Here is an 11,559-nt window from a genome sequence, read left to right as displayed (position 1 = left end):
ACGCGTCGACTGATGGAATCGCTCCCACTGGTGTTCACGAAGCTAGCGCCAAGTGACAGTGAAGGACAGGGGAGTCACAGAGTTTCCTGACTTTCCCTCAGCTAAAACCCGTCGAATCATTTCGACTCTTCAAGCACCTTGACCGCCCCCACCCCCGTCCCCACTATGGGAGCGCTCCCACTGGTTCAAGGCTTGTTGCTCCTCCCCCACTTCGCTCGAGCCGCAAGGAGGAACCAGCACCATGCAACCAAGACGCAGACGCCGTCGCGCGCGGCGACTGTGGACCGCCGTCGTGGCGGCCCTCGCGCTTCCGCTCACCATGCTCGGCACCGGCACGACTCCCGCCCAGGCGGCGGCACTTCAGTGCAGCGTCGACTACAAGACCAACGACTGGGGTTCCGGCTTCACCGCGGATCTGACGATCACCAACCGCGGTACGGATCCCATCAACGGCTGGACCCTGACGTACGCCTACTCGGGCAACCAGAAGCTCGCCAACGGCTGGAACGGCACCTGGTCCCAGTCCGGCACGGCGATCACCGTGAAGGACGCCGGCTACAACGGGACGATCGCCGCGGGCGCGGCCGTCTCCACGGGCGCGCAGTTCGGCTACAGCGGTACCAACACCGCCCCCACGAGCTTCGCGGTCAACGGCACGACCTGCGCGGGTGCGCATCAGCCGCCGGTCGCCGTGCTGACCAGTCCCGCGACCGGCGCGGTCTACACCCAGGGCGCCGCGGTCCCGCTCGCCGCGACGGCCGCGGCGGCCGACAGTGCGACGATCGGCAAGGTCGAGTTCTACGACGACACGACGCTGCTGGGCACGGACACGAGCGCGCCGTACACGCTGTCCGTCTCCAACTTGACTGTGGGCAGTCATTCCCTGGTGGCGAAGGCGTACGACAGTCTGGGCGCCTCGGCGGTGTCGACACCGGTCGGGATCACGGTCGCCTCGGGTCCCGCGGTGGTCGCCTCGCCCAGTCAACTGGGTGTCCAGCAGGGCAAGTCGGGGACGTTCACGGTGAAGCTGTCGTCGCAGCCCTCGTCGAACGTGACGGTCACCACGGCCCGGGCGAGCGGCAACTCCGGCTTGTCCGTGACGGGGGGCGCCTCGCTGACCTTCACCCCGTCCAACTGGAACACCGGGCAGACGGTGACCGTCTCGGCCGACTCCTCGGGGACCGGGGCGGCCTCCTTCGAGTCGACGGCGACCGGCTACTCCAAGGCGGCCGTCACGGTGACGGAGCTGGCGGCCTCGAAGGCGTATGACGCCCGTTTCCTGGATCTCTACGGGAAGATCACCAACCCGGCAAACGGTTACTTCTCGCCCGACGGCATCCCCTACCACTCGGTGGAGACACTGATCGTGGAGGCGCCGGACCAGGGGCATGAGACCACGTCGGAGGCGTACAGCTATCTGCTGTGGCTGCAGGCGATGTACGGCAAGGTCACCGGTGACTGGTCCAAGTTCAACGCCGCGTGGGCGCTCATGGAGAAGTACATGATCCCCACCCACGCCGACCAGCCCACCAACTCCTTCTACAACGCCTCGAAACCGGCTACCTACGCGCCCGAGCTGGACACCCCGAACGAGTATCCGGCGAAGCTCGACACCTCGGTCTCGGTCGGTACGGACCCGATCGCCGGCGAGCTGAAGAGCACCTACGGCACGGACGACGTCTACGGCATGCACTGGCTGGAGGATGTCGACAACGTCTACGGCTACGGCGACACTCCGGGCGGGACCTGCGAGGGCGGGCCTGCGGCGAAGGGGCCGTCGTACATCAACACCTTCCAGCGCGGCCCGCAGGAATCGGTGTGGGAAACGGTTCCGCAGCCGACCTGTGACGCCTTCAAGTACGGCGGCACCAACGGCTATCTCGACCTGTTCACCGGTGACTCGTCCTACGCCAAGCAGTGGAAGTACACCGATGCCCCGGACGCCGACGCGCGTGCGGTGCAGGCCGCGTACTGGGCGGACGTGTGGGCCAAGCAGCAGGGCAAGGGCAGTGATGTGTCGGCCACCGTCGGCAAGGCGGCCAAGATGGGCGACTACCTGCGCTACGCGATGTACGACAAGTACTTCAAGAAGATCGGAAACTGTGTCGGGCCGTCGACCTGCCCGGCCGGCACCGGCAAGGACGCCTCCGACTATCTGCTGTCCTGGTACTACGCCTGGGGCGGCGCGACCGACACCAGCGCGGGCTGGGCCTGGCGGATCGGCTCCAGCCATGTCCACGGCGGCTACCAGAACCCCCTGGCCGCCTACGCGCTCAGCTCCTACGCCGACCTGGAGCCCAAGTCGGCCACGGGTACGGCCGACTGGTCCAAGTCGCTGACCCGTCAGCTGGAGTTCTACCAGTGGCTGCAGTCGTCCGAGGGCGCGATCGCGGGCGGTGCGACCAACAGCTGGGCCGGCCGGTACGCGAGCCCGCCGGCCGGTACGTCGACCTTCTACGGCATGTACTACGACCAGCAGCCCGTCTACCACGACCCGCCCTCCAACCAGTGGTTCGGCTTCCAGGCCTGGTCGATGGAGCGGGTCGCCGAGTACTACCAGCAGACGGGCAACGCGACCGCGAAAGCGGTCCTGGACAAGTGGGTCAAGTGGGCGCTGTCCAAGACCACGATCAACCCGGACGGCACCTACCAGATCCCCTCCACCCTGCAGTGGTCGGGCCAGCCCGACACCTGGAACGCCTCAAGTCCCGGCTCCAACAGCGGACTTCACGTCACCGTCGCCGACTACACCAACGACGTCGGCGTGGCCGCCGCCTACGCCAAGACCCTGACGTACTACGGTGCCAAGTCCGGTGACACCACCGCCAAGTCGACGGCGAAGGCGCTCCTGGACGGCATGTGGAACAACTACCAGGACAGCCTGGGCATCGCCGTCCCGGAGACCCGGGCGGACTACAACCGCTTCGACGACAGCGTCTACGTCCCGAGCACCTTCAACGGCAAGATGCCCGACGGCGACGCGATCAACTCCGCCTCCACCTTCACCTCCCTGCGCTCCTTCTACAAGAACGACCCCGCGTGGTCGAAGATCGAGAGCTACCTGAAGGGCGGCGCCGCGCCCTCCTTCACGTACCACCGGTTCTGGGCCCAGGCGGACACAGCCCTCGCCATGGGCTCGTACGCGGAGCTCCTCGAATAAGTCCCCGCTAAGGCTCCGCGTACATGCCGGGCGGTCCCCACCCGCACTGGGGGCCGCCCGGCACACGTTCTCCTCCCCCCTCCCGGAAAGGACCCCCCGTGCGAAGAACCCGCATCCTCACGGCCGTCCTCGCCCTCGCCGCCGGGCTGCTCGCCGGCACTCCGCCCGCGCTGGCGGCCGATCACCCCGCGAAGACCTCGCTCGCCGCCGACACGTACACCTGGAGGAACGCCCGGATCGACGGTGGCGGCTTCGTGCCCGGGGTCGTCTTCAACCGCAGCGAGAAGAACCTCGTCTACGCCCGCACCGACATCGGCGGCGCCTACCGCTGGCAGGAGTCGACGAAGACATGGACGCCGCTGCTCGACTCGGTCGGCTGGGACGACTGGGGGCACACCGGCGTCGTCAGCCTGGCCTCCGACTCGGTCGATCCCAACAGGGTCTACGCGGCGGTGGGGACGTACACCAACAGCTGGGACCCGACGAACGGCGCCGTACTGCGCTCCTCGGACCGGGGCGCCGACTGGCAGAAGACCGATCTGCCCTTCAAGCTCGGCGGCAACATGCCCGGCCGCGGCATGGGCGAGCGGCTTGCGATCGACCCGAACAAGGACAGTGTGCTGTACCTGGGCGCGCCCAGCGGGAAGGGACTGTGGCGGTCGACGGACTCCGGCGTCACCTGGTCGCAGGTGACCGGCTTCCCGAATGTCGGCAACTACCAGCAGGACCCGACCGACACGACGGGGTACGCCTCCGACAACCAGGGCATCGTGTGGGTCACCTTCGACGAGTCGACGGGCACCTCGGGCAGCGCGACGAAGACCCTCTACGTCGGGGTCGCCGACAAGGACAACGCGGTGTACCGCTCGACGGACGCGGGCGCGACCTGGACGCGGCTGGCCGGGCAGCCGACGGGCTATCTGGCCCACAAGGGCGTGCTGGACGCCAGGAACGGTTACCTCTATCTCGCCTACAGCGACAAGGGCGGCCCGTACGACGGCGGAAAGGGCCAGCTGTGGCGGTACGCCACCGCGACCGGAACCTGGACGAACATCAGCCCGGTGGCGGAGGCCGACACCTACTACGGTTTCTCCGGCCTCACCGTCGACCGTCAGCACCCGGGCACGGTGATGGCGACGGCGTACAGCTCCTGGTGGCCGGACACACAGCTCTTCCGCTCCACGGACAGCGGGGCGACCTGGACGAAGGCCTGGGACTACACCTCGTATCCCAACCGCTCGAACCGCTACACGATCGACGTCTCGTCCTCCCCCTGGCTCACCTTCGGCGCCAACCCGTCGCCGCCCGAACAGAGCCCGAAACTGGGCTGGATGACCGAGTCGCTGGAGATCGATCCCTTCAACTCGGACCGGATGATGTACGGGACGGGCGCGACGCTCTACGGCACCGAGAACCTGACCACGTGGGACAGCGGCGGCCAGTTCACCGTGAAGCCCATGGTGCAGGGCCTGGAGGAGACGGCGGTGAACGACCTCGCCTCCCCGCCGTCCGGAGCCCCGCTGCTCAGCGCTCTGGGAGACATCGGCGGTTTCCGGCACACGGATCTCACCAAGGTCCCCTCGATGATGTTCACTTCACCGACCTTCACCACCACGACCGGCCTCGACTTCGCCGAGACGAATCCCGCCACCCTCGTCCGCGTCGGCGATCTCGACTCGGGTCCGCACATCGCGTTCTCGACGGACGACGGCGCCAACTGGTTCGCGGGGACGGACCCTTCGGGGGTGAGCGGCGGCGGGACGGTGGCGGCCTCGTCCGACGGCAGTCGCTTCGTGTGGAGCCCGGAGGGCGCGGGCGTGCAGTACACGACGGGCTTCGGCTCGTCCTGGTCGGCGTCGAGCGGTATCCCGTCCGGCGCGAGGGTCGCCTCGGACCGTGTCGACCCCAAGACCTTCTACGGCTTCAAGTCCGGGAGGTTCTACGTCAGTTCGGACGGCGGTGCGACCTTCACCGCCTCCGCGGCGACCGGGCTCCCGAGCGGCGACAGCGTGCGCTTCAAGGCGCTGCCCGGCACGAAGGGCGATGTGTGGCTGGCGGGCGGCGCCTCCGACGGCGCGTACGGCCTGTGGCACTCGACCGACGCCGGCACGAGCTTCACCAAGCTTTCCGGTGTCGACCAGGCCGACACGATCGGCTTCGGGAAGGCGGCGACGGGGGCGTCGTACCAGACCCTCTACACGAGCGCGAAGATCGGCGGGGTCCGGGGCATCTTCCGCTCGACGGACAAGGGCGTGACCTGGACGCGCATCAACGACGACGCGCACCAATGGGGTTGGACGGGCGCGGCGATCACGGGTGATCCGCGGGTCTACGGCCGGGTGTACGTCTCGACGAACGGCCGCGGCGTCATCTACGGCGACACTTCCGACACGAGCGGAGGGGGTGGAGGCGGAGGCGGCGGAGGCGGCACGGATCCGACGCCCACGGGTGCCTGCTCGGTGACGTACAGGATCACCAACCAGTGGGCGGGCGGCTTCCAGGCGGATGTCCAGCTCAGCAACACGGGATCGACGGCCTGGACGGGCTGGTCACTCGGCTGGAGCTTCGCTGACGGCCAGAAGATCTCCCAGCTGTGGAACGCCGACTACACCCAGTCGGGCACGGCGGTGACCGCGAAGAACGTGAACTGGAACGGCACCGTGGCGGCCGGCTCCTCGGTGGGCTTCGGCTTCACGGGCACCTGGTCGGGCTCGAACACCAAACCGACGTCGTTCGAACTGGGTGACCAGACCTGCGCCGTCACCTGACGACGTACGAGGGCGCGCCGTCGGTCGCTGCGGGTCGTGGAGCAGCGTGGTGATGGTCGGAGTGGACGCCCGAGGCGGTCAGGAGGCGGGTGTCGGCGGAGGTGCCCAGCCTGCCGTCCGGGCCGTGGACCTCAGCCGGCCGTCGGCTTCCTGAAGGCGCGGAGGCTGAACTCCGGGTCGGGGCGCGGCCGTTCCTGGTCGGGCAGGGCCTGCAGCCGTGCGACGAACCGCTCGGTGAGCGGGTCGCCGGGCGGCAGCATGGTGAACCAGCCGCGCCGCAGGTCGGCCGCGGTGCGGCGGGGACTGCGCCCCTGGCCGCGCCCCCGGAAGGTGGCCCGCCCGACCGGATACAGGCGGTGCGCGGCGGCGTACGCCTCCACGAGCGGGCCGGCGTCGGGGGCCGGGCGGCGCGGGCGCGGGGCGAGGACGGCGTCGATGTCGCTGCCGACGTCGTGGGCGGCGGCCTTGTCGACGGTGGTGACGTAGACACCGCCGGGCCGGAGGACGCGGGCGCACTCGGCGACGACGGCGCGGACGTCCTCCGGGTCGTCGAGGAGATGCAGCAGCCAGACGCTGGTGACGGCGTCGAAGGTCGCGTCGGGGAAGGGCAGGGCGCGGCCGTCGGCCAGGGTGATCGCGCCGGGCAGCCGGGCCGCGGCCATCCGGGCCATGCCGTACGTCAGATCGGCGCCGGTCACCCGGGTGGTGGGGCGGGCCGCGGCGAGGCGACGGGTGACGATGCCGGTTCCGCAGCCGACGTCGAGGAGGCGTCGGGCACCGGCCGGGACCAGACCGAGGACGGCGGCAGCGGCGGCCTCCGCCCGCGCTTCGCCGCCCCGGGTCACGTCGTAGGCGTCGGCTTCCTTGTCGTAGTCGAGCACGCGCGTCAGTGTGCCCCGTGTCCCTGTGCGAGCTCCTCGACCCTGGTCGCGAGGCCGAAGTCGAGCGCGGTGACCTTGGCGCCGGCGCTGTGGGTGTTCACGGCCAGGGTGACGGTGTTGTAGCCGAGGGTGAGGTCGGAGTGGTGGTCGAGCTCCTCCTGGACCTGGGCGATGTGCACGACCATGGCGGTCGCCGCGAAGTGCGAGCCGAGCCGGTAGGAGCGGGTGAGCCGATCCTCCTCGACCGACCAGCCCGGCAGCTCGGCCAGCCGGTCCTCGATCTCCTTCTGGGACAGCGGTTCCACGGGCATGAGCTCGCTCCTTCCTGAGCTGCGGGTGCTTCTTCGCGGCTGCGGGTGCCTCTTCGGCTTCCTGGCCGCGGGTGCCTCTTCAGCCTGCCACAGTCGGTGACCGCGGTCCTGGTCACAGGGTGCCCGGGGGCGGGGCGGGGACACCTGCGCGGACGCGGGGCCGGGCCCCGGTGGTCCGGTTCCGGCCGCCACGCCCGGGCCGTGCCCCGTGGCCTCGACTACGGTCGTACGTATGACCACTGCCGCCGCCCGAACCGCCACCCGCGCGACCGCACCCGCCGACCGGGGCGTGGGCCCGCTGCTGCGGGCCTGGCGGCAGCGACGCCGGGTCAGCCAGCTGGAGTTGGCGCTGCGGGCGGACTCCTCGGCCCGGCACATCAGCTTCATCGAGACGGGCCGTTCCCGGCCGAGCGAGGAGATGGTGCTGAGGCTGGCCGAGCATCTGGAGGTGCCGGTGCGGGAGCGCAACTCCCTGCTGCTGGCGGCCGGTTACGCCCCGCACTACCCGGAGACACCGCTGGACGATCCGGCGCTGGAGGCCCTGCGGGAGGGCATGGAGCGGCTGATCCAGGGCTACGAGCCCTGTCCGGCGCTCGTGGTCGACGCGGTCTACGACGTGGTCGCGGCCAACCGCGGCGTGCTGATGCTGCTGGACGGCCTTCCCGAGTCGCTCCTGCGACCCCCGCTCAACGCCATGCGGTTGACCCTGCACCCGGAGGGCCTCGCGCCCCGCATCCGCAACCTGCGGGAGTGGCGCGGCCATCTGCTGGCCCAGATGGAGCGCCAGATCGCCCTGCAGCGCTCAGAGCAACTGCGGGCACTGTACGAGGAGGTGGCGGCCTACCCGGTGCACCAGTCCCGCCACGCCCCCGAACCCGCCTCCCCCGTCCCGTACTTCGCCCTCCCCCTGCAACTGGAGCACGAAGGCCGCACGCTGTCGTTCATCTCGTCCATCGCCACCTTCAACACCCCCATGGACGTCACGGTCGCCGAGTTGGCCATCGAGACCCTCCTCCCGGCGGACCCGGCGACGGTCAAGTACCTCCAGTCGCTGATGCCCTAGGCGGGGGGGCGGGCCCCAGCCCGGGACCCGCTGCCCCCACGGCCCACGTGGCAAGCGCCTCACCTCCGAACACGTGAGACCGACAGCGGAACATGACACACTGCTTCGCGCGGACTTCGGAGCGTGGGTCTGCCCGGCGGATCGGGCCGGTCCCGAGGTGGGGAGCCTCTCGACCGGCCGAGCGGACCCGCGACGCCGGGCCGATCCGCCGGGCAGATCCTTGGGGAGGCGTGGCGTGAGTGAGCGGCGGCCCGCGCCCACCGTGGGGCAGGTGGTGCTGGGCAAACGCCTTCAGGAATTGCGCGAGGCGGCCGGGTACAAGCGTGAGGAGGCCGCGCGGGTCCTGCGGGTGGCCCCGGCGACCGTGCGGCGGATGGAGATGGCCGAGGTCGCGCTGAAGATCCCGTACGTCCAGGTGCTCCTGGAGACCTACGGCGTCGCGGACGACGAGACGGAGGCCTTCGTCCGGCTGGCCGAGGAGGCCAATCAGCCGGGCTGGTGGCAGCGGTTCCACGATGTGCTGCCTGACTGGTTCAGTCTGTACGTCAGCCTGGAGGGCGCCGCCCGGATCATCCGCTCCTACGAGCCGCACTTCGTGCCCGGCCTGCTCCAGACCGAGGACTACGCCCGAGCGGTGATGGAGGCGGGAACGGTCGGCCAGACCGGCCCGGAGGCCATTGAGCGGCATGTCTCCCTGCGTATGGCCCGGCAGAAGCTCCTGGACCGACCGGATCCGCCCCACCTCTGGGTGATCATGGACGAGACCGTGCTGAAGCGTCCCGTGAGCATCCGCGGCGAGGTCATGCGGGACCAGCTGGACAGGCTTCTGGAGTTCGCCGAGCGCGACGGGGCCACCGTGCAGATCGCCGAGTTCAGCGACGGCCCGCACCCGGGGACGTACGCGCCCTTCACGCTCTTCCGCTTCGGCGAGCCGGAGCTGCCCGACATGGTCTTCACCGAGTATCTGACCGGCGCCCTCTACCTGGACTCGCGCAGCGAGGTCTCCGCGCACCTGGAGGTCCTCGACCACATGACCGCGCGCGCCGCGTCGGCGCAGCGCACCAAGAAGATCCTGCGGAAGTACCGCGAGGACTTCTGACCACGCCATCCCCACGCACTGCCCACCCGCACCCCACCCGTCCTGGCAGGGCACCACCCCGCCGCCCACTTCCCGAGGAGAAGACAGCGCATGACCGGATCCGACGCCGCACCGCAGATCGACACCAGCCGGCCGCACTCCGCCCGGGTCTACGACTGGTGGCTGGGCGGCAAGGACAACTACCCGGTGGACGAGGAACTGGCCCGCCGCATCCTGGCCGTCGACGGCACGGTGGTGCGCGGGGCGCGCGCCAACCGCCGCTTCATGCACCGGGCCGTGCGCACCGCCGCCGAGGCCGGCATCCGCCAGTTCCTCGACATCGGCACCGGCATCCCCACCGAGCCCAACCTCCACCAGGTGGCCCAGCAGACGGCCCCGGAGTCCCGGGTGGTGTACGCGGACAACGACCCGATCGTGCTGCGGCACGCGGAGGCGCTGCTGAGGAGCACCCCCGAGGGCAGTACGGACTACATACACGCCGACGTCCGCGACCCCGACACCATCCTGCGCCTGGCCGGGGAGTCCCTGGACTTCTCACGGCCGACCGCGCTCTCCCTGGTCGCGCTCACCCACTACCTGGGCGACGAGGAGGACGACGTGTACGGCCTGCTCAAGCGCTACGTCGACGTGCTCGCCCCCGGCAGCTTCCTGATCCTCTCCCAGGTCAGCCCGGATCTCGCCCCCGAGGGCGTGGCCAAGGCCAAGGAGCTCTTCGCCCGCAGCGGCACCCCCTTCCACCCGCGCACGCTCCCCGAGTTCCACCGCTTCTTCGAGGGCCTGGAGCTGCTCGGGCCCGGTGTGATCCCGGTCCACGGCTGGCGCCCCGAGCCGGTGGACGTGGAGGCCCAGGCCGAGGGTGTCGTGCCGGTGTACGCGGGAGTCGCCCGCAAGCTCTGACCGAGAGGCCCCGTACACCCGTACGGGCGTCTGAACAGGTGCGGTCCCACGCTCACCCCTAGCGTCGAAGCACGGGGTGAGCAAGGGAGCGACACAGGTGACCGACACGCGGATACCCGGTGCGTCCTCCGCCGACCCGCACGGCGTCGATGCGGGCGGCCTCCGACGGTTGCGGCCTCGGTCACTGTGGCGGCCCCGGCATGGGCGGCGGCGGGCCCTTCGGCCGGGACTCGGGGCACGGACGGCCGACGCCGAAGCGAAGGAGATCTGATGCCCTCGGACGCAGTCCTGTACCAGGCGGCCGCGCTCTGTCTGACCTACCCCGACGACGACTTCCGCGCACGCCTCCCCCTCCTGCGGGAAGCCGCCCCGCAACTGCGGGAGTTCGTGGACCACGCGGCCGTGACGCCACCCCAGGAGCTGGCCGCCCACTACGTCCGGGTCTTCGACTTCAAGGACCGGCACAGCCTCTACCTCAGCCGGTGGCAGGACGGCGACACCCGGCGGCGCGGTGTGTCACCCTCCCGCTTCCAGGACGTCTACCGCGCGGCCGGGCTGGAGTTCGCCGGTGAGGAGCTCCCCGACTTCCTGCCCGCGGTCCTGGAGTTCACGGCCCGCACCGGCGACGCGGAACTCCTCACCGAGCACCGCGCCGGGCTGGAACAACTCCGTTCCCGCCTCACCGAGTTCGGCACCCCGTACGCATCCGTCCTGGACGCGGTGTGCGCGACCCTGCCGCCCACCGTCTGAGGGGGGCCTACGCGGCCCCGCCCTTCGCGTCCCGGTCGTCGTCGACGATCTCCGCGTCGACCACGCCGTCCTCGTCCTGCGGTGAGGTGTGCTGTTCGGTGCCGGTGCCGGTGCCGGTGCCGGAGTCCGCCGGGGCCTGGTCGGCCTGCGCGTACATCGCCTGGCCCATCTTCTGGCTGACGGTGGCGAGTTTGTCGACGCCGGTGCGCAGTTCGCCCGTGTCGGCGTTCCGCTCCAGCAGTCCCTTCAGTTCAGTCGCCGCTTCCCGCACCTCGGACTTCGTGTCGGCGGGGATGCGGTCCTCGTTGTCCCGGATGAACTTCTCGGTCTGGTAGACGAGTTGCTCGGCCTGGTTACGGGTCTCGGCCGTCTCGCGCCGCTTGCGGTCCTCCTCGGCGTACTGCTCGGCCTCGCGCATCATGCGGTCGATGTCGTCCTTGGGCAGCGCGGAGCCGCCCGTCACCGTCATCTTCTGCTCACGCCCGGTCGCCAGGTCCTTCGCGGACACATGCATGATCCCGTTGGCGTCGATGTCGAAGGCCACCTCGATCTGGGGCACCCCGCGCGGGGCGGGCGGCAGACCGGTGAGGTCGAAGACGCCCAGCTTCTTGTTGTACGCGGCGATCTCCC

9 protein-coding genes are annotated in these 11,559 nt (G+C 70.2%); 6 read left to right on the top strand and 3 right to left on the bottom strand.

Features of this window, described 5'->3' with window-relative positions; genetic code table 11:
- Nucleotides 1–241 precede the first annotated feature (241 nt).
- Both ABZT17_RS35280 and ABZT17_RS35275 read left to right on the top strand, forming a co-directional pair.
- Nucleotides 242–3,160, top strand: coding sequence for a glycoside hydrolase family 48 protein (locus ABZT17_RS35280; protein ID WP_356355167.1), 2,919 nt, complete (start codon nucleotides 242–244; stop codon nucleotides 3,158–3,160).
- 98 nt (nucleotides 3,161–3,258) lie between these two features.
- The gene (locus ABZT17_RS35275; protein WP_356355165.1) at nucleotides 3,259–5,928 is read left to right on the top strand and encodes a cellulose binding domain-containing protein; all 2,670 of its coding nucleotides are present in this window, start codon (nucleotides 3,259–3,261) and stop codon (nucleotides 5,926–5,928) included.
- A gap of 131 nt (nucleotides 5,929–6,059) precedes the next feature.
- Here the strand turns inward: ABZT17_RS35275 and ABZT17_RS35270 are convergent, their stop codons facing one another.
- Nucleotides 6,060–6,809, bottom strand: a complete 750-nt coding sequence (locus tag ABZT17_RS35270; RefSeq protein WP_356355163.1) for a class I SAM-dependent methyltransferase — start codon at nucleotides 6,807–6,809, stop codon at nucleotides 6,060–6,062.
- Nucleotides 6,810–6,814: 5 nt separating this feature from the next.
- A complete protein-coding gene (locus tag ABZT17_RS35265) occupies nucleotides 6,815–7,120 on the bottom strand; it encodes a 4a-hydroxytetrahydrobiopterin dehydratase (protein WP_356355161.1) in 306 nt (101 codons plus the stop codon).
- A gap of 232 nt (nucleotides 7,121–7,352) precedes the next feature.
- Here ABZT17_RS35265 and ABZT17_RS35260 point away from each other — a divergent pair, with 232 nt between their 5' ends.
- The 4 genes from ABZT17_RS35260 (at nucleotide 7,353) to narJ (ending at nucleotide 10,929) form a co-directional block, all read left to right on the top strand.
- On the top strand, nucleotides 7,353–8,183 hold the full coding sequence (locus tag ABZT17_RS35260) for a helix-turn-helix domain-containing protein (RefSeq protein ID WP_356355159.1): 831 nt from the start codon (nucleotides 7,353–7,355) through the stop codon (nucleotides 8,181–8,183).
- 235 nt (nucleotides 8,184–8,418) lie between these two features.
- The gene (locus tag ABZT17_RS35255) at nucleotides 8,419–9,282 is read left to right on the top strand and encodes a helix-turn-helix transcriptional regulator (RefSeq protein ID WP_356355157.1); all 864 of its coding nucleotides are present in this window, start codon (nucleotides 8,419–8,421) and stop codon (nucleotides 9,280–9,282) included.
- Nucleotides 9,283–9,372: 90 nt separating this feature from the next.
- On the top strand, nucleotides 9,373–10,179 hold the full coding sequence (locus tag ABZT17_RS35250) for an SAM-dependent methyltransferase (RefSeq protein WP_356355155.1): 807 nt from the start codon (nucleotides 9,373–9,375) through the stop codon (nucleotides 10,177–10,179).
- A 270-nt stretch (nucleotides 10,180–10,449) separates the two neighbouring features.
- A complete protein-coding gene (narJ, locus tag ABZT17_RS35245) occupies nucleotides 10,450–10,929 on the top strand; it encodes a nitrate reductase molybdenum cofactor assembly chaperone (RefSeq protein WP_356355153.1) in 480 nt (159 codons plus the stop codon).
- 7 nt (nucleotides 10,930–10,936) lie between these two features.
- On the opposite strand, the gene ABZT17_RS35240 is transcribed toward narJ, so the two are convergent.
- Nucleotides 10,937–11,559, bottom strand: a 623-nt coding sequence (locus ABZT17_RS35240; protein ID WP_356355151.1) for an Hsp70 family protein, incomplete at its 5' end; no start/stop codon positions are given.

Origin of the sequence: Streptomyces sp. NPDC005648 (assembly GCF_040605395.1) — a bacterium.
GTDB lineage: Bacteria > Actinomycetota > Actinomycetes > Streptomycetales > Streptomycetaceae > Streptomyces.
Note: the sequence above shows the minus strand (reverse complement) of the source record. Positions and strands in the feature narration are given on the sequence as shown.